Raw genomic sequence first — 18804 nt, forward strand, 5'->3', positions numbered from 1 at the left:
GCGCAGAGACGCAGAGACGCAGAGGAAGCCAATGCCTGTCCCGGCGCGAAGCGCCTTTTCGTTCAACAGCAGAGAAAAAGGTTCGGAATGGGCACTTGCTCAGCCTCTCTGCGTCTCCGCGTCTCTGCGCGAACCCATAGCGTATTCCGCGCGTCGCGCGGGCAGTGGATTTTAGGATGTCAGGTTTCCTCCTCGAGCTCCTCTCAGAAGAAATCCCCGCCCGCATGCAGGCGAAGGCGTCGGCCGATCTCGCCCGCCTGTTCTCCGAGCAGCTGACCGCCGCCGGCCTCAAGGCCGAGGCCATCGAAACCTACGCCACCCCCCGCCGCCTCGCCCTCATCGCCCGCGGCCTCCCTGCCGAAACCGAAGCGGTGAGCGAGGAGATCAAGGGGCCCCGCGCCAGCGCCCCGCCGCAGGCGCTCGAAGGGTTCCTCAGAAAGACCGGCCTCACCCGCGAGCAGCTCGTCGAGCGCGACGGCGTTCTCTTCGCGATAATCGACAAGCCCGGCCGCAAGACCGCCGACGTCCTCGCCGAAGCAATCCCGCAGATCATCCGCGCCTTCCCGTGGCCCAAGTCGATGCGCTGGGGCGCCGCTTCGCAGTCGACCGAGAGCCTGCGCTGGGTCCGCCCGCTGCAGGGCATCGTCGCCATCCTCGGCGAGGATGTCGTGGAGTTCGAGGTCGCCGGCGTCAGGTCGGGCGCTGCGACCGTCGGCCACCGCTTCCACCATCCCGGCATCATCACGATCGGCAGCGCCCACGATTATGCCGAGAAGCTGCGCGCCTGCCACGTCATCATCGATCCGGCCGAACGCCGCCGCATCATCGCGGAGGGCGCCGCCCGGGCCGCCGCCGCTGCCGGCTTGGCGCTGGTCGAGGATGAAGGCCTGATCCACGAAAATGCCGGCCTCACCGAATGGCCGGTGCCGCTGCTCGGCGCCTTCGACCCGGCCTTCCTCGACGTTCCGCGCGAGGTGATCCAGCTCACCATGCGCACCAACCAGAAATATTTCGCGCTGACGGATGGGGAGGGACGCCTTGCCCCCAACTTCGTGTGCGTCGCCAATATCGAGGCGTCCGACGGCGGCCGGGCCATTGTCGCCGGCAACGAAAAGGTCCTCGCCGCCCGCCTCTCCGACGCAAAGTTCTTCTGGGAGCAGGACCTCAAGGTCCCCTTGGAGGAGCAGGCGAAGAAGCTCGACCAGATCGTCTTCCACGAAAAGCTCGGCACCGTCGCCGACAAGGTCGAGCGCGTGGCGAAGCTGGCGCGGTGGCTGGTCGAGGAAGGCATAGTCGGCGCGCAGGACTCCGTTCGTCCCGAGCGAAGTCGAGGGGCGCCGGCACAGACTCCTCACGAGCGTCCCTCGACTACGCTCGGGACGAACGAGGTGGGCGATCTTGCCCAGATGGCCGAAACCGCCGCTCGCCTCGCCAAGGCCGATCTCGTCACCGGCATGGTCGGCGAGTTCCCCGAGCTTCAGGGTCTCATCGGCGGCTATCTCGCCCGCGCACAGGGCCATGGCGACGCCATCGCCGACGCCATCCGCGACCATTACAAGCCGGTAGGCCAGGGCGACGAGGTGCCCACCGCGCCGGTGACGGTGGCGGTGAGTTTGGCGGACAAGCTGGATAGTCTCGGCGCCTTCTTCGCCATCGACCAGCAGCCGACGGGATCTCGCGATCCTTTTGCACTACGGCGCTCCGCTCTCGGCGTCATTCGCCTGATCGTGGAAAACGGTCTCCGCTTTCCCCTCGCTACCGTTCGCCCTGAGCTTGTCGAAGGGCAATCCTACTTCGGTCGGGAAGACGAAAGCAGGGCTTCGACAGGCTCAGCCCGAACGGACTGGTGGGAGGAGCTTCATGACTTCTTCGCCGATCGCCTCAAGGTCCAGCAGCGCGAAGCCGGCGTTCGCCACGATCTGATCGACGCCGTCTTCGCCCTTGGTGGAGAGGACGATCTCGTCCGGCTGCTGGCGCGGGTGAAGGCGCTGCAGGCCTTTGTCGAAACGTCCGAAGGCACCGATCTCCTCGCCGGCTACAAGCGGGCCGCCAACATCCTCAAAAAGGAGGCGTGGGGCAACGGCGTCATCCCGGCGGAAGGCGGGAGCCAAGAGCAGTTGGGCGGCCCGGCAGGCGCCAGCATTTCCAGCTCGGAGGTCTTGGGTCCCGGCGTTCGCCGGGATGACGAGGGGGGGCAGAATTCCCTTCCCTATACGCCTGAAAATGAGGAAGCTGCCTTGATCGCCGCGCTTGAGGCGGCCGAGCCTCGTGCCCGGGCGGCGGTGGAGGCGGAGGATTTCGAGGGGGCCATGGCGGCGCTCGCCAGTCTTCGCGCGCCGGTGGACGCGTTTTTCGACAAGGTGACCGTCAATGATCCGGACCAGGACAAGCGCACCGCCCGCCTCAATCTGCTCGCCCGCATGCGGGCGGCGGTGCATCAGGTCGCGGATTTCTCGAAGATCGAGGGCTGAGCCACGCTCCCGGAGATGTTCGGAATTTCGTGTAAGTCTTCCCTTTGACCATTGGTGGGGCGCATGAATTTGGTGAACTCTGATCCGGCCGTCCGCTATGTCTACCGCTTCGGGGGCGGCGTCTCCGACGGGAAGGCGGGCGACAAGAACCTTCTCGGCGGCAAGGGCGCCAACCTGGCCGAGATGGCCTCGATCGGACTCCCGGTCCCGCCGGGCTTCACCATCTCCACCGAAATGTGCGCGCGTTATTATGCGGAAGGGGAGCGCTTTCCCGACAGCCTGCGCCAGGAAGTGGCGGACGGCGTGGCGCATATCGAGAAGGTGACCGGCAAGCGCTTTGGCGATGCCGCCGATCCGCTGCTCGTCTCGGTCCGCTCGGGCGCGCGCGTCTCGATGCCCGGCATGATGGACACGGTGCTGAACCTCGGCCTCAACGACGAGACGGTGGAGGGCCTCGCCGCCACCTCGGGCGATCCGCGCTTCGCCTGGGATAGCTATCGCCGCTTCATCCAGATGTATGCCGACGTCGTCCTCGGCCTCGAGCACGGCGCCTTCGAGGAAGCGCTGGAGATCGCCAAGGAGGACAAGGGCGTCCATCTCGACACCGAGCTGGAGGCCGGCGACTGGCAGGCGCTGGTGAGCCGCTACAAGGAGCTGGTCGAGGAGCTTTGGGAGAAGCCCTTTCCGCAGGACGTGCACGAACAGCTCTGGGGCGCGATCGGCGCCGTGTTCGGCTCCTGGCAGTCGGAGCGGGCCCGCGTCTACCGGCGGCTCAACTCGATCCCCGGCGATTGGGGCACGGCGGTCAACGTGCAGGCGATGGTGTTCGGCAATATGGGCGACACCTCGGCCACCGGCGTCGCCTTCACCCGCGATCCCTCGACCGGCGAGCGCGCTTATTACGGCGAATATCTGATCAACGCCCAGGGCGAGGATGTCGTCGCCGGCATCCGCACGCCGCAATATCTGACCAAGGGGGCGCGCGAGCGGGCCGCGGCCAAGGCGCCGTCAATGGAGGAGGCGCTGCCGGACGTCTATGCCGAGCTCGCCCGCGTCTTCGACACGCTCGAAAACCATTATCGCGAGATGCAGGACATCGAGTTCACCGTCGAGCGCGGCAAGCTGTGGATGCTGCAGACGCGCAGCGGCAAGCGCACCGCCAAGGCGGCGCTCAAGATCGCCGTCGACATGGCGCGCGAAGGGCTGATCTCGGAAGAGGAGGCGGTGCTTCGCGTCGATCCGGCGGCGCTCGACCAGCTTCTCCATCCGACCCTCGATCCCCAGGCGGAACGCAAGGTCATCGCCAAGGGGCTTCCGGCCTCGCCCGGCGCCGCGTCCGGCAAGGCGGTCTTCGATGCCGACACGGCCGAGCGGATGGCGGGGCACGACGAAAGCGTGATCCTCGTCCGGATCGAGACCAGCCCCGAGGACATTCACGGCATGCACGCCGCCAAGGGCATATTGACCGCGCGCGGCGGCATGACCAGCCACGCCGCGGTTGTCGCCCGCGGCATGGGCCGGCCCTGCGTCAGCGGCGCCGGCGGCCTTTCGATCGACTATAAGGCGAAGCGGATGCGCGTCGCCGGCCAGGAGATCGCCGAGGGCGATGTCATCACCATCGACGGCGCCACCGGCGAGGTGATGCTGGGCGAAGTGGCGACCGTCCAGCCGGAGCTGGTCGGCGATTTCGGCATCCTGATGGAATGGGCCGACCGCGCCCGCCGCCTCAAGGTCCGCGCCAATGCCGAGACTCCGGCGGACTGCCGCACCGCGCGCGAGTTCGGCGCCGAGGGCATCGGCCTCTGCCGCACCGAGCATATGTTCTTCGATGCGGAGCGGATCACCAACGTCCGCCGGATGATCCTCGCCGACAAGGAGGCCGGCCGGCGCGCCGCCCTCGCCAAGCTGCTCCCGGCCCAGCGCGACGACTTCACCGAGATCTTCCGCGTCATGGCGGGCCTGCCCGTCACCATCCGCCTACTCGATCCGCCGCTCCACGAGTTCCTGCCGCACAGCGAAGAGGAGTTCGCCGAGGTCGCGAGGGCGGTCGGCGAGACGGCGGAGGGGTTGAAGCAGCGCGTGTCGGAGCTGCACGAGTTCAACCCGATGCTCGGCCATCGCGGCTGCCGCCTCGGCATCACCTATCCCGAAATCTACGAGATGCAGGCCCGCGCCATCTTCGAGGCCGCCGTCGCCGTGGCGAAGGACAGCGGCGAGGCGCCGATCCCCGAAGTGATGGTCCCCTTGGTCGGCACCAAGGCGGAGCTCGCCATCATCCGCCAGCTGATCGACCGCACCGCGAAAGCGGTGTTCGAGGAGCAGGGCCGATCCGTCGATTATCTCGTCGGCACCATGATCGAGCTGCCCCGCGCCGCGCTCCGGGCCGGGAGCATCGCCGAGGAGGCCGAGTTCTTCAGCTTCGGCACCAACGACTTCACGCAAACCACCCTGGGGGTCAGCCGCGACGATGCCGGCCGCTTCCTCACCGAATATGTCGAAAAGGGCATCTACGCCCGCGACCCCTTCGTCAGCATCGACGAGGAGGGGGTAGGGGAGCTGATCGCGCTGGCGGCCGAGCGGGGGAGGGCGACCGTGCCGGGCCTGAAGCTGGGCATTTGCGGCGAGCATGGCGGCGATCCCACGTCGATCGCCTTCTGCGAGAAGACCGGCCTCGATTACGTCAGCGCCTCTCCCTACCGCGTCCCCATCGCCCGCCTCGCGGCGGCGCAGGCCGCGCTGCGCAAGGGCTAACCGTCATTCCGGCGAAGGCCGGGACCCAAGAACACCATTGTCGTCGGAATGGCGACGGCATCGGCGCCTCACCGGAAAGAGCGGTCCCGGCGTCCGCCGGGATGACGACACCTCAGAGTGGGCCGCGATCCCGGTCGATCGGGTGTCGCATGGCGGCGTCGCGGAGCATGTCGCGCTCCTGGGCTTCCTTGCGGAATTGGGCGTGCTCGCGCTCCAGCTCCTCGCGCCGCCGGACCTCGTCGCGGTGGCGCCGCTTCCATTTGGGGCTGGCGAACATCGCTCCGCCAAGGAACAGGCCGAGCAGGAAGACGAGCAGCAGAATGACCCACTGGTCCAGGGTGAACGCCATCTCGAATCTCCGTCACAACAAGGGCTTGTGACGATAATCCCCGAGGGCGGACGCTTGTTCCGCCCCCGTATCAGCCCTTCATCAGATTGTCGGAGATGGCGCAGGCGGCGGGCCCGAGGATGACGATGAACAGCACCGGAAGGATGAACAGGATCAGCGGCACCGTCATGATCGCCGGGAGTCGCGCCGCCTTTTCCTCGGCCCGCATCATCCGCTCGTTGCGGAACTCGGCGGAAAGGACGCGCAGCGCGCTGGCCAGCGGGGTGCCGTATTTCTCGGTCTGGATCATGGTCGTGACCACGCCGCGGATCGATTCCAGGTCGATGCGCATGGCGAGATTCTCGAAGGCCGAGCGGCGGTCGGTGAGGAAGCCGAGCTCGATCGAGGTGAGCGCGAACTCGTCGCCGAGCTCGGGATAGGCGCGGCCGAGCTCCTTGGCGACCCGGTTGAAGGCGGCGTCGACGGTGAGGCCGGCCTCGGCGCAGATGACGAGCAGGTCGAGCGCGTCGGGAAGGCCCTTGCGGATCGCCGCGGTGCGCTTGTCGATCTTGTTCTTCAGCCAGATGTCCGGCGCCTTGTAGCTGCCGATCAAGGTGCCGGCGACGGCGCCATATTTCTTGAGCGCGCCCCAGTCCGGGAACCAGTCGAGCAGATAGACGCCGACGATGGCGATGGTGCCGAGCACGACGGGCATGACGAAGCGGGCGAAGATGAGGACGAAGGCGAGATCCTTGGAGCGGATGCCCGCCTGCATGAGCTTGATCTGGGCCTTCTCTACCTGCTCGTCCTGCAGCATCTTGAGGGAGCCGAGCAGGGTGCGGACCCGGTCCGCCGCCTCGTTCTTGTTGGTGATCTTCTTGCGGCGCTTGGAGGTCGAGGCGACGATGCCGGCCTTCAGCTGCTCGCGGCGCTCGTTCAGCGCCTTGACGCGCTTCGCCATCGGGTCGCGAACCGTGGTGGCGGCGTAGATGGCGATGAGCACGGAGAAGGTGGCAACGGCCGCCATGACCGTTGCGACCATCGTCACGTCCACGCCCATGATGGTGGGACCGCTCTGGGGAGGTGTCATGATCCGTCTCCCCTCAGATCTCGAAGTTGATCATCTTGGCCATGATCATGGCGCCGATGCTCATCCAGATGAGCCCGCCGCCGCCGGCGATCATGAGCCGATCGTCGACGAAGAAGTCGCCCATATAGCTGGGATTGATGAAGTAGATGAGGCCGAAGACGATGAAGGGCAGGGCGCCGATGATGTAGGCCGAAGCCTTGGACTCCGACGACATCGCCTTGATCTTCAGCTTCATCTGCGCGCGCTTTCTCAGCACATCGGCGAGGTTGGCGAGCGTTTCGGCGAGATTGCCGCCGGTTTCGCGCTGGATGGCGAGCGTGATGACGAAGAACTGGAATTCGGGCGTGCCGAGCCGGTCTGCCGTCTCCTGAAGCGCCGCCTCCATGGTGCGGCCGATCTTCATCTTGTCGGTGACCGCCTGGAACTCGACCGAGACCGGCCCCGGAACCTCGCTCGCCACGATGCCCAGCGTCTCGGAGATGGGAAGGCCCGAGCGAAGGCCGCGGACCATCAGCTCGATGGCGTCAGGAAAGCGCGCGGTGAACTGGGCCACGCGGCGCTTGATGAGAATGCCGATGGCGAAATGCGGCAAGCCGACGCCGGCGAACAGCCCGACGAAAATGGCGAGGAAGAGCGGCGCGCCCCTCAGCATCAGCAGCAGGGCGACGACGACGGCCAGGGCGACCGAGGCGACGAGATATTGACCGATCGACCACGGCTTGCCGGTCTGCTCGATCCGCTTGCGGAGCAGGGCCGGGTTCGGAATGAAGCGCTGGGCCAGCCCATCCATCTTGGTCGGGCGCCCCGACTGGATCCTCTTCAGCTGGGCCTGGGCGGCGACCTCGGACGACTTGCTGTGACGCTCGCGGACGCTTTCGAGGCGGCGCAGCTGGGCCTTGGCTGGCGAAGGGCCGGCGAAGGCGACGTAGAGGAGCGCCAGCACGCCGAGAAGCCCTGCCGCCATCATCACCATCGGGAACATCGTGTCTCGCCCCTCACTCTTTTGTCGAGCGGCTCCCCTTCAAGTGGAGCCGCGACGTTCATGCCGCCGCGCCGGCGGGTTTCTTGGCTATCAGCGCCTTGAGGTTGCCAAGCTTGCCGATCAGCGAGCCGCTGGCCTCGGCCGCTTCGCCCCTGTCATCGACCGTCGAGACGGTCATCGTCAGCAACTGGCCGAACGGCTGGCCGATCTTGGCGCCGGCGGCCGCCTTGGCGAGCGGCTGGCCGAGCTTGGCGGCCTTGGCCGCCGCTTTGAGATCGAGCGGCACCACGACATCGACCTTGCGTTCGATCGACTTCTCGAAATCCTTGCGGCTGATTTCCTGGAGATTGGCCCCCGACACCTTGTTGGCGACGACCAGCACCCGCGCCTGCGGCGCGTTCGCCTTCAGCCAGGACAGGATGCGGATGGCATCGCGCGTGGCGGCGAGGGTGAACTCGACGACGACGACGCAGACATGGGCGTCGTTGACGAGGTGTGGATGCTGCACCAGCATCTGTCGCGGCAGATCGAGCACCGTCGTTTCGAAGGCGTTCCGCATCTCCTCCTGAAGCTGGAAGAAGGCGGAGCCGTCGGTCAGCATGGGCTGGTTGATCGGGGCCTCGGCCGACAGCACCGAAAGCTTGTCGTTCGCCCGCACCATCGCACGCTCGATAAACAGGCCGTCGATGCGGCTCGGATTCTCGATCGCGTCGGTAAGGCCTCGGCCGGGCTCGAGATCAAGCGACAGCGCCCCCGTGCCGAAATGCACGTCGAGGTCGAGCAGCGCCGTCGAGCGGCCGGCCTTGTCGCCCATCAGCCAGGCGACCGAGGACGCGATGGTGGAGGCGCCCACGCCGCCGCGCACGCCGATCACGGCGGCGACGATATGCGGTCGCTCCATGGTCGGCTCGTTGGTCCGCGGACCGGAGATGGTCATCTGCGCGTTGGCGAAGGCGTCGCGCACCTGATCGGGGTTGAACGGCTTCAGCAGATAATCCTGGATGCCGCTCGCGACGAGGTCGCGGTAGAGGCGGACATCGTTGACCTGCCCGGCGGCGATCACCACCGTGCCGGGCTCGCAGACCTCGGCCAGCGCGTTGATGTCGTTCAGCGGGTCTCCCGACTCGCTCAGATCGACGAACAGGATGTTCGGACTGGCCGAGACCGACAGCGACTGGACGGCGTTGCGCAGCCCCCCCTTGTTGACCTTCTCGGGCGCCCAGCCATGTTCGACGGCGATCGGCCGGAGCATCTCCGCCGTCTCCTCGTCGCAAACGAAGGCGGTGAACGGATCGCGCAGCGAAGCCCCGCGCATGCTATGAAAAGGTGCGTTCATTTCTTCTCACCTGTCGATTCAGCCCGAACCTCGCCGCTGTATCCGGTGGGCAGGCGCCTCCGGTACGCATCGATCGCCTTGTTGGTCGTCGCAGGGTCGCCTTCGACACTGCCGGCCTGGCCGCGCACCAGGTCGGAGGGATTGGCGACCATCGCGGCCAGATTGGAGTTGGTGGCGCATCCATAGTTGGTCGAAGTGCGCTCCGGCGCACCCACGATCTCATCCTCCCAGATCGGGCAACCGGGGACGGAGGCGGTCATGCGGCTGACCACCACCCGGACCGATCCGGCTTGAACGGCGCCGGCCGTGATCGGCGCACCCTCGCTGAGGAGCAGGCCGTAGCGGCCTACAACGGCGGCGACGTCGGCACGGCTGGCCGGATCGCCGTAGCCGGCCTGGTCGATGAACACGCGGTCGCCATAGCCGAGCTGGAGCGAATCCAGCCAGCCCGCGAGCCGGTCCTGCTCGGCCGCCGGGACGCCGTTGCCGCTCGTGCTGAGGTCGAGCACATAGTCGGTGCGGTGCACGACCGGCTGATTGACCGAGTTGAGACTGGGGTTGCTGATCGGCGTCAGGCCGTTGGTGACGGGGCCGCACCCGGCGGCGCCGAGGCCGACCGTGATCAGGGCTGCGGACAGTTTGAAGCGTCGCATGATCGTGCTTTCCTTTCGCGCTCGGGCGGCCATCAGAAGCTGAATCCGGGTTTGGCCGCGGGAGCGGGCGCCTGGGATGCGGCCACCGCCGGCGGTGCGGACTGGCCCGGCGCCGGCAACGGCACCGACTGGCCCAGCCCACCGATGCCGGGCGAGACGGTCTGGGGCGCCGCGACGCGGGGCATGGGCCGCTGCTCACCGCTGTGGCTGTCCTCGCGCTGATCGACGAAGACGCGCTGCGTATCGTTGCTGGTGCGGAAGCCGTCGGTGGGGAGAGCGATCTGGTTCGCGTTCACGGGCTTCACGAGATAGGGCGTTATCACGATCACCAGCTCCGTCTCGTTGCGGCGGAAGCCTTGCGAGCGGAAGAGCGCGCCGAGGATCGGAATGTCGCCAAGGAAGGGCGCCTTCTCGACGGAATTGCTGCCGTTGTTCTGCAGCAGGCCGCCAATCATGAAGCTCTGCCCGGATCCGAGCTCCACGGTCGTTTCGGCCCGGCGGGTGGAAAGACCCGGGATCTCGATGCCGTTGAGGCGGATCGACCCCTCGCTGGTGAGCTCGGACACTTCGGGCCTGACCCGCATCGAGATGCGGCCGCCGTCGAGCACCGTGGGCGTGAAGGCCAGGCTGACGCCATATTCCTTGAACTCGACCTGAGTGCCGTTGAGGCCGCTCGTCGTCGCGATCGGGAATTCGCCGCCGGCGAGGAAGCTGGCGGTTTCCCCCGAAAGCGCCGTCAGCGTCGGCTCGGCGAGCATGGTGACGAGGCCGCTATTCTCATTGAGATCGAGCGTCGACAGGACGTCGAGGCCGAGCAGGCTGCCGGCAAAACCCAGGGTCGTCGCATTGGGATTGTTGTTGAAGGTGAAATCCGTCCCGATTACCAGCGGCGCACCCGTGCGGGGGTCGATGATATCGGGATTGACCCGGTCGGTGATGGTGCCGGGGTTGCCCCGGCCGATGCCGAACAGGAAACCACCGCTCTTGTCGCGCGTGAGCAGGTTGACGCCGATGTCGCGCAGGAGCGAGCGACTGACCTCGGCGATCTGGACCTTCAGCATCACTTGCAGCGGGGTCGCCGTCTTGAGGCGACTGATGACCTGGGTGCCCTCGCCGACGAAGGTCTGGACGAGGCGGTCGGCTTCGGCGACGTCTTCGGGCGCGGCGACCGTGCCGGTCAGCACGACCATGCCGTTCATCGGCGTCGCCGTGATGTCCGCGTTCGGCATGGTCAGCGCCAGCATCTCGCCTATGGACGCGATGTTGGTGCCGACCCGGACGTCGGCCGAGTAGATCACCTTGCCGGTGCGGTTGGTGGCGAAGACGGTGGTCTGGCCGGGACCCTTGCCGAAGATGTAGATTTGCTCGGCGGAGCGAACCTGCACGTCGGCGATCGCCTCATTGGCGACGAATACGTCGGACATGGTGCCATCGAGGGTCACCAGCTGGCCAGTGCCGACCGAGAGCGTCACATCGTCGGTCGCTCGCACCGCCTGCGACTGGGCAAGCGCGGGGGTGGCGACGGCCGAGGCCATGCCGGCGGCGAGCAGGGCGGCCATACAGGTGCCGAGCGCCGCGCGCTTGATGCTGATGCTGTTGGTCATTTACTTGGCTCCAACGGGAATGACGGTGACGGCATTGCCGCGCGCGACCCTAACCACCGGACCCGTGGGAACGGCGGCGGCGGGCTGGGCGGCCGGCGCGCCTGCCGCGGGAGCCGCGGCCTGTTGGGCGGGGACGCTGCTCCGCTCGAAGCGAGAGACATCGGCGCCGACGGTGAACGTCGTATTCTTGTCGAGCGGCCGGGCAGCGATATCGACCAGCATCTGGCGCTCCGCCTCGGGATCGGCGGTCTCCGGCACGTCGATGTCGCCGGCCGCGATGGCCCGCTCGAGTTCGGCCGTGCTGTCGGCGAGCGAGCGCAGCGACAGCGACAGCTGGCCGATGGTCTGCGCGACCGCGATCTTCTCGGCGATCCTGGGGGTTACTTCGAGGGTGACGGTCGACGCCGTCTTGACGACGGGCTTGCCTTCCTCGTCGACGGAATTCATGCGCTGGTCGGTCGCGAGCACACGCACGTTGCGCAGGATGGTTTCGGAAACCTTGAGCGAGTCGCCTTCGCCGGTGACTTCGTGGGTCAGGACCAGGTCGACGCGGTCGCCCGGGAAGATGAAGCCGGCGACGCCGCTGGTGTTGGAGACGGAGACGGTGATCGCCCGCATGCCCGGGCCCAGAGCTGCCGCCAGGAAGCCGCGGTCGCCCGGCTTGATGAGCGAGCCCTGGCTGATCGGCTGGCCGGCGGTAATCTCGTGGCGCACGACCGTGCCGAGCAGGTCGGCGGGATTCACGCCGCCTTCCTTGCCCTTGATGTAATAGGCGTTCTGGACGAGGCCTTCGGGCCACGGCTGATAGCGAAGCGCTTCGGCATCGATGATGGTGCCGACCGGCAGGGCGCGGGTCGCGACCAGGACCTCGGGTCCGACCGGGACGACGGGCGTCGCGGCTGCGACGGGCGCGCCGGCGCCGCTGAACATGTTCTTGGCCATCACCGCGGTCACCGCGGCGACTACGAGCGCGCCCACGAGCAGCACGATTTTTCTCACATCCATGACGCCTGTCGCCTCCTGCAGGGCTTGGTCGAACCCGGCCTATTCATCATCCAAACTGGTTAAGATATCGTTCGCTAAGGACCCAGAAACCGCCGAAGGCGATCGCGACCCCGTAGGGAATTTCAAGTTGCGCCCGCGACTTGCCGATCCGCTGCCGGGCGAGCATGGCGAGGGTGATGACTCCGCCCGCCAGCGACATGACGACCAGCAGCTTCAGCACCGCCAGCGGCGGCAGCCACAGTGCGACGGCGGCAACCATCTTGACGTCGCCGCCGCCCATCGCGCCGATCCGGAAGGCGAGGGCGAAAAGGAAGAAGACGCCGGCCGCGACAGCAACCTGCACGGCCATGTCGGGCCAGGGCGACAGGCCCGCCAGCCACCAGAAGGGGATGGCGGTAAGCGCGATGGCGGCGTTCAGCCGATTGGGGATGATGCGGCTCTTGAGATCGCCGACCGCGGCGACGAGCAGCATCGCGGCAAGCGCGGCGACCAATATGTCTGCGATAACCCCCGGCATGATCGGCAGGTCTAGACGGGCTTGCTTGCCAAACCGTAACCAGCGCGCATGAATGTCACCGCGATAGACCGGCGCGCCCATCCCGCCGGGTCCGAGTTCTCCTCGTGGCGGGCGGAAGATGGCTGGCTGCTGAGGCGCATGGACTGGCCGCAACCCGGCGCCGCCGAGGTTCGCGGCAGCCTGTTCTTCGCCGGGGGGCGCGGGGACTTCATCGAGAAATATCTCGAGCCGATGGGCCATTGGCACGGGCGCGGCTGGAACGTCGCGTCCTTCGACTGGCGGGGGCAGGGGCATTCGCGCGGCTCGATCGTCGGCGGGCATGTCGAAAGCTTCGATTCGCTGGTCGACGATTGCGCTCGTCTGCTGGAGCAGTGGATCGAGGGGACGCCCGCGCCGCATGTCGCGATCGGCCATTCGATGGGTGGCCACCTGCTGCTGCGCACCCTTGCCCAGCATCGGCCCGGATTGACGGCGGCGGTGCTGGTGGCGCCGATGATCGCGTTCAACGTCACGCCGATCCCGACCTGGCTCGGGCGCCGGATCGCGGGTGCCTTCAACGGGCTCGGCTGGTCGAAGAGGCGGGCCTGGAGGGAGAATGAGCGGCCGGCGCCATCCGGGTCCAGCCGCCAGGCCTATCTCACATCCTGCCCGGCCCGTTACGAAGACGAGCTTTGGTGGAAGGCGCGGCAGCCCGGCTTCGACCTTGGACCGCCGACCTGGGGCTGGCTCAATGCCGCCTATCGGTCGATGGCGGTCCTGACGCCGGCGCTGCTCCGCACGATCGATCTGCCGATCCTCCTCCTCGGCACCGCCGCCGATCGGCTGGTGAGCCCTACGGCCATCCGTCGTGCGGCGCGGCTGCTGCCGAAGGCGGAGCTGATGATGTTCCGCTCCGCCGCCCATGAGCTGCTTCGCGAAAGCGATCCCGTCCGCCTCGTCGCCATGGCCCGTATCGACCGCTTCCTCGACGATCACGCCGCGCCATGAAGGCCGACATCGCCATCATCGGCGCCGGCATGGCCGGTGCCAGCCTGGCCGCGGAGGTGGGGGGGCGTGCGTCCGTGCTGCTGCTCGAGGCGGAGGCACGGCCGGGCTATCATTCCACCGGGCGGTCGGCGGCTTTCTGGTCGGAAACCTATGGCGGGCCGAAAGTGCAGCCGCTGACGAGCGCGTCGGGGCGGTTCCTGGCCGCTCCGCCGCCGAGCTTTTCCGAGCGGCCGTTCCTCTCGCCGCGCCGCGCGCTTCACCTGGCCGACGCGAAAGGCCGGCCGGCGCTGGACGCGCTTTGTGCCGAATTTTCCGGTGGTGCGGTCGCGCTGGAACGGCTCGACCGTGCTCGGCTGGAGACGATGATCCCAGGCCTCCGCGCCGGATGGGACGAGGGCGTCCTGGAGGGCAGCTGCACCGACATCGACGTCGGCGGGCTGCATGCCGCCTATCTGAAGGCCGCCCGCGCACAAGGCGTCCGGCTCGTGACGGATGCGCGGGTTGCGCGGGCAGAGCGGCGAGGGACAGGCTGGCGGCTGGATAGCAGCGCCGGAAGCCTCGAGGCCGATGTGATCGTCAACGCCGCCGGGGCGTGGGCCGACGAGGTGGCGACGCTGGTGGGCGCCGCGCCCTTGGGCATCCAGCCCTACCGCCGAACCATCGTGCAGCTCCGCACCACACCGCCCGCGCCGGCCGAAATGCCGCTCGTGATCGACGCGCTCGGCCGCTTCTATTTCAAGCCGGAGGCGGGCCGGCTCTGGCTCAGCCCTCATGACGAGACGCCCTGCGTCGCCGCGGACTGCGGGCCCGAGGAGATCGATGTCGCGCTCGCCATCGATCGTTTCGAGCGGGTCGTCGACTGGAAGGTCGAGCGAGTCGAGCATAGCTGGGCCGGCCTTCGCAGCTTCGCGCCCGATCGCCTGCCGGTCTACGGCTTCGACTCCGACGTGCCGGGTTTCTTCTGGTTCGCGGGACAGGGCGGGTTCGGCATCCAGACGGCGCCGGCGGCCGCCAAGCTCGCCGCCGGACTGCTATTGGAGGTGCCGGCCGATCCGCTCGTCGCGGACATCGACCCGTCGCCTTATTTGGCCGGCCGGTTCAGGAACTGAAGCGCGGCGTCGCAGGCGAGCCGGTCGGCCCGCTCATTCTCCGGGTGACCGGCATGACCCTTCACCCAATGCCATTCGATGCGGTGCGGCTGGGCGGCGTCGACCAGCTCCTGCCACAGCTCGGCATTCTTGACCGGCTTCCGATCGGCCGTGCGCCAGCCGTTGCGGCGCCAGCCGTGGATCCATTTGGTGATGCCGTCGCGGACATAGGCGCTGTCGGTGGTGAGGGCGACCTCACAGGGCCGCTTCAGGGCTTCCAGCGCCCGGATCGCGGCGAGCAGCTCCATCCGATTGTTGGTCGTCAGCGGCTCGCCGCCGGACAGCTCCTTCTCGTGCCGCCCGGAACGGATGACGGCGCCCCAGCCGCCCGGGCCCGGATTGCCCTTGCAGGCGCCGTCGGTGAAGATTTCGACGCGCGGCAGGTCGGGAACGGCAGACAGGGTCAGGCCGCCGTTTCGAGCCCGCGGGGGAGCTTGAAGACCATCCGCTCCTGAACCCCCTCCATCGCTTCCTCGGCAACTTCGAAATGCTCGGAGAGGAAATCGACGACCTCGCGGACCAGCACTTCCGGCGCGGAGGCTCCGGCCGTGATGCCGAGCGTCGCGACGCCGTCGAGCCAGGCGAGGTCGATGTCGGTCGCGCGGCCGACCAGCTTCGCCTTGGCGCCCTCGCGCTGCGCGACTTCGACGAGGCGCACCGAATTGGAGCTGTTGGGCGCGCCGATCACCAGCACCGCATCGGCGCGGCGGGCGATTTCCTTGACGGCCTGCTGGCGGTTTGAGGTGGCATAGCAGATGTCCTCGCCACGCGGGCCCTTGATGGTCGGGAATCGGCGCTGGAGGATCGCGATGATCTCCGCCGTGTCGTCCACCGAGAGGGTGGTCTGCGTCAGGAAGGCGAGATTGTCGGGATCGGCGGGCTGCACCGTCTCGGCGTCGGCGGCCGTCTCGACCAGCGTCATCAAGCCTTCGGACACCTGGCCGAAGGTGCCGATCACTTCCGGGTGGCCGGCATGGCCGACGAACAATATGTGGCGGCCATTCTCCACCAGACGCTCGGCCTGCCGATGGACCTTGGAGACCAGCGGGCAGGTGGCGTCGAGATAGTTGAGGCCGCGCGCCTCGGCCTTCGCCGGCACCGCCTTGGGCACGCCATGGGCCGAGAAGACCACCGGCACCCCGTCCGGGACCTGGTCCAGCTCGGCGACGAACACCGCGCCCTTGGCCTTCAGCCTGTCGACGACGAACTTGTTGTGGACGATCTCGTGGCGGACATAGACCGGCGCCCCGTAGCGTTCGAGCGCGAGCTCGACGATGGTGATGGCGCGGTCGACGCCCGCGCAAAAGCCGCGCGGTGCCGCGATCAGCAGGGTGATGGGCCTCTTCGATGTCGCCATGGCTGCGCCTCTACGCGATTGCTTGCAGCCTTGAAAGCCGCTTCCTATGATCCCGCCGCCCGGTTAGGGGCGACCAGGCTCACCCAATGTTTGAGGAACGATGTCCGTGTTCAACCCCAAAGTGGCTCTGCCCGCCCTCGTCTCGCTTGCCCTTTTGGGGTGCGCCAAGGAAGGCGACATCACCTCCGGCGGTATCCTCGCGACCCGCTCGGCCTGTCCGACGGTGGCGATCCCGGCGCCGACCGGCGACATCACCCTGTTCAACCCCGAAACCAGCCGGGACGCGAGCGCGATCGATGTCGTCGGCTATCTGACGAATGTCCGCAGCACCTGCGACGAGACCGGCGAATATATCGTCTCCAACGTTACCTTCGACGTTCACGCCCAGCGCCGCGACGCCAGCGGCGCGCGCCAGGTGGTGCTGCCCTATTTCGCGGTAGTGGTGCAGGGCAGCGACAATGTCGTCTCCAAGAGCGTCGGGCGGGTTGCGCTGAACTTCGCCGAGGGTGAATTGCGGGCAAGCACGACGGGGAGCGCCACCAGCCAGGTGCTTCGCTCCGCCGCCACGCTGCCGACGGAGATTCGCCGCGAGATCACCCGCGAGCGCAAGCCCGGCGACGTCGACGCCGCGCTCGATCCAATGGCCGATCCCAAGGTTCGCGCCGCCGTCCAGCGCGCCAGCTTCGAGCTGCTCGTCGGTTTCCAGCTGACCGAGGAGCAGCTTCGCTACAACGCCACACGTTAGGCGATTGACTCAAGGCCGGCCCCGCTTCAGAGCGGGCCGGTCGCTGGCGAGGAATCGCCGGAAGAACGCGCGGGAGAGAGCGGTGCGAAAGCGCCGTCGCCGAAGGAGCAACCGCCCCGGAAACTCTCAGGCAGAAGGACCGCGCGTTTTGAGACACTCTGGAAAGCGGATGCGACGCATCCCACCGAAGGGGTAAGCCGCCGCAAAGGACGCGCGAAAGCTCTCAGGTCCAGTGACAGAGGGGGTGCAGCCTGGGACCAATCGCAATCCGCGACGTTCCATGCACACTCTGGAGACTGGAATGGCCGACGTACTGGACAAGAAACTCCCGCTCGATGCTTGGCATCGCGCGATAGGCGCCCGGATGGTGTCGTTCGCGGACTATTCGATGCCGATTCAATATGAAGGCATCCTCGCCGAGCATTTGTGGACCCGTCAGTCGGCGGGACTGTTCGACGTCAGCCATATGGGCCAGATCGAGCTTCACGGCGACGATCTCGACGCGGCGCTGGAAACGGTGCTTCCGGCCGATCTCTCGCTGCTGAAGGACGGCCGGCTGCGCTATTCGCTGCTGCTGAACGACGAGGGCGGCATCGTCGACGACCTGATGGCGACGCGGCGCGGCGACCATTTCTACCTGGTCGTGAACGGCGCCACCAAATATGGCGACATCGCCTATCTGCGCGACAAGCTGCCGGTCGGCGTCAAGCTCGACCATCTCGAGGATCATGCGCTGCTCGCCCTGCAGGGGCCGAAGGCGGTGGACGTCCTTTCCCGCCTGGCGCCGGGCGTCGAGACGCTGGGCTTCATGACCGGCGGCAGGTTCGACATTGGCGACATCCCGGCCTGGATCAGCCGGTCGGGCTATACCGGGGAGGACGGGTTCGAAATCTCGATCCTCGCGAAGGACGCCGAGATCGTTGCGAACCTGCTGGCGAATGAGCCGGAAGTGAAGCCGATCGGCCTTGGCGCACGCGATTCGCTGCGGCTGGAGGCCGGGCTGGGTCTCTACGGCCACGATCTCGACGAGGAGACGACGCCGGTCGAGGCCGATGTCGCCTTCGCCATTTCCAAGCGGCGCAAGGAAGAGGGCGGCTTTCCCGGAGACGAGCGCGTCCTGCGCGAGCTGAAGCACGGCGCCGTCCGCCGCCGCGTCGGTCTCGCCGTGCTCGGCCGCCAGCCGGTGCGCGAGGGCGCCATGGTCGTGGACGCCGAAGGCAACGAGGTCGGTAAGGTGACGAGCGGCGGCTTCTCGCCCTGCCTGGAGGCGCCGATCGCCATGGCTTATGTGCCGACCGCCAGCGCCGAGCCGGGCACCGACATCCGCCTCGCCTCGCGCGGCAAGATTTTCGAGGCGAAGGTCGTGCCCATGCCCTTCGTCCCCCATCGCTACCACCGGAAGGGAGCCGGCCAATGACTGTCTACTACACCAAAGAACATGAGTGGATCCGCGTCGACGGCGACAACGCCACCGTCGGCATCACCGATTTCGCGCAGGGCCAGCTCGGCGACATCGTCTTCGTCGAGGTCCCGGCCGCCGGCACCCAAGTGAAGAAGGGCGGCGATGCGGCCGTGGTCGAGAGCGTCAAGGCCGCCAGCGACATCTATGCGCCGGTGTCCGGCCAGGTGGTCGAAGGCAATGCGGCGCTCGAAGCCGATCCGTCGCTCGTCAACAGCGATCCGGAAGGCGAGGGCTGGTTCTTCAAGATCACCCTGTCCGACAATCACGAGCTGTCGGACCTGATGAGCGCTGACGACTATAAGAGCTTCTGCGAGAGCCTGTGATCGGCACGCTGCGCCTCCTCAGCCTCGTTCGTCCCGAGCCCTTCG

At 67.4% G+C, this 18804-nt stretch carries 17 protein-coding genes and 1 riboswitch; of the genes, 7 read left to right on the plus strand and 10 right to left on the minus strand.

Going from position 1 to position 18804, the window contains the following annotated elements; all coding sequences use genetic code 11:
- Window positions 1–176: 176 nt before the first annotated feature.
- Together glyS and ppdK are read left to right on the plus strand one after the other, a co-directional pair.
- Window positions 177–2471: a glycine--tRNA ligase subunit beta gene (gene glyS / locus DF286_RS10675; protein WP_109271414.1), complete on the plus strand. Its 2295-nt coding sequence runs from the start codon at window positions 177–179 to the stop codon at window positions 2469–2471.
- Between the two features lie 72 nt (window positions 2472–2543).
- Window positions 2544–5222, plus strand: coding sequence for a pyruvate, phosphate dikinase (gene ppdK, locus DF286_RS10680; protein ID WP_243444798.1), 2679 nt, complete (start codon window positions 2544–2546; stop codon window positions 5220–5222).
- Between the two features lie 112 nt (window positions 5223–5334).
- On the opposite strand, the gene DF286_RS10685 is transcribed toward ppdK, so the two are convergent.
- The 8 genes from DF286_RS10685 to DF286_RS10720 form a co-directional block, all read right to left on the minus strand.
- Entirely contained in the window at window positions 5335–5571 is a 237-nt protein-coding gene (locus tag DF286_RS10685) for a hypothetical protein (protein ID WP_109271416.1), read from the minus strand.
- Window positions 5572–5641: 70 nt separating this feature from the next.
- On the minus strand, window positions 5642–6640 hold the full coding sequence (locus DF286_RS10690; protein ID WP_170303956.1) for a type II secretion system F family protein: 999 nt from the start codon (window positions 6638–6640) through the stop codon (window positions 5642–5644).
- Between the two features lie 13 nt (window positions 6641–6653).
- A complete protein-coding gene (locus DF286_RS10695; RefSeq protein WP_109271417.1) occupies window positions 6654–7622 on the minus strand; it encodes a type II secretion system F family protein in 969 nt (322 codons plus the stop codon).
- Between the two features lie 58 nt (window positions 7623–7680).
- Complete coding sequence (locus DF286_RS10700) at window positions 7681–8958, minus strand: P-loop NTPase family protein (protein ID WP_109271418.1); 1278 nt, start codon at window positions 8956–8958, stop codon at window positions 7681–7683.
- On the minus strand, window positions 8955–9611 hold the full coding sequence (locus DF286_RS10705; protein ID WP_243444799.1) for a CpaD family pilus assembly protein: 657 nt from the start codon (window positions 9609–9611) through the stop codon (window positions 8955–8957). Before DF286_RS10705 ends, DF286_RS10700 begins: the two co-directional genes overlap by 4 nt.
- Window positions 9612–9643: 32 nt before the next feature.
- A complete protein-coding gene (locus DF286_RS10710) occupies window positions 9644–11215 on the minus strand; it encodes a type II and III secretion system protein family protein (protein WP_109271420.1) in 1572 nt (523 codons plus the stop codon).
- Window positions 11216–12220, minus strand: coding sequence for a Flp pilus assembly protein CpaB (gene cpaB / locus DF286_RS10715; RefSeq protein ID WP_109271421.1), 1005 nt, complete (start codon window positions 12218–12220; stop codon window positions 11216–11218).
- Window positions 12221–12266: 46 nt separating this feature from the next.
- Window positions 12267–12737 (minus strand): A24 family peptidase, encoded by a 471-nt coding sequence (locus DF286_RS10720; RefSeq protein WP_109272147.1) that lies wholly within the window; start codon window positions 12735–12737, stop codon window positions 12267–12269.
- A gap of 48 nt (window positions 12738–12785) precedes the next feature.
- Between DF286_RS10720 and DF286_RS10725 the strand changes: the two genes are divergently transcribed.
- A complete protein-coding gene (locus tag DF286_RS10725; RefSeq protein WP_109271422.1) occupies window positions 12786–13724 on the plus strand; it encodes an alpha/beta fold hydrolase in 939 nt (312 codons plus the stop codon).
- Window positions 13721–14833, plus strand: a complete 1113-nt coding sequence (locus tag DF286_RS10730; protein WP_109271423.1) for an NAD(P)/FAD-dependent oxidoreductase — start codon at window positions 13721–13723, stop codon at window positions 14831–14833. Before DF286_RS10725 ends, DF286_RS10730 begins: the two co-directional genes overlap by 4 nt.
- Here DF286_RS10730 and rnhA read toward each other — a convergent pair.
- Both rnhA and ispH read right to left on the minus strand, forming a co-directional pair.
- Window positions 14806–15273, minus strand: coding sequence for a ribonuclease HI (rnhA, locus tag DF286_RS10735; RefSeq protein ID WP_109272148.1), 468 nt, complete (start codon window positions 15271–15273; stop codon window positions 14806–14808). The genes DF286_RS10730 and rnhA overlap by 28 nt on opposite strands.
- Window positions 15274–15275: 2 nt before the next feature.
- Window positions 15276–16229, minus strand: a complete 954-nt coding sequence (ispH, locus tag DF286_RS10740; protein WP_109271424.1) for a 4-hydroxy-3-methylbut-2-enyl diphosphate reductase — start codon at window positions 16227–16229, stop codon at window positions 15276–15278.
- Window positions 16230–16329: 100 nt separating this feature from the next.
- Here ispH and DF286_RS10745 point away from each other — a divergent pair, with 100 nt between their 5' ends.
- The 3 genes from DF286_RS10745 (at window position 16330) to gcvH (ending at window position 18759) form a co-directional block, all read left to right on the plus strand.
- Window positions 16330–16974 carry a hypothetical protein gene (locus DF286_RS10745; RefSeq protein ID WP_109271425.1) on the plus strand — a complete coding sequence of 215 codons (645 nt, stop codon included), beginning with the start codon at window positions 16330–16332 and terminating at the stop codon, window positions 16972–16974.
- 60 nt (window positions 16975–17034) lie between these two features.
- A riboswitch (glycine riboswitch) is annotated at window positions 17035–17126 on the plus strand.
- A gap of 149 nt (window positions 17127–17275) precedes the next feature.
- Window positions 17276–18391 carry a glycine cleavage system aminomethyltransferase GcvT gene (gcvT, locus tag DF286_RS10750; RefSeq protein WP_243444800.1) on the plus strand — a complete coding sequence of 372 codons (1116 nt, stop codon included), beginning with the start codon at window positions 17276–17278 and terminating at the stop codon, window positions 18389–18391.
- Window positions 18388–18759 carry a glycine cleavage system protein GcvH gene (gene gcvH, locus DF286_RS10755; protein WP_109271427.1) on the plus strand — a complete coding sequence of 124 codons (372 nt, stop codon included), beginning with the start codon at window positions 18388–18390 and terminating at the stop codon, window positions 18757–18759. Before gcvT ends, gcvH begins: the two co-directional genes overlap by 4 nt.
- Window positions 18760–18804: the final 45 nt, after the last annotated feature.

It is taken from the genome of Sphingosinicella humi, from assembly GCF_003129465.1.
Taxonomy (GTDB): Bacteria; Pseudomonadota; Alphaproteobacteria; order Sphingomonadales; family Sphingomonadaceae; genus Allosphingosinicella; species Allosphingosinicella humi.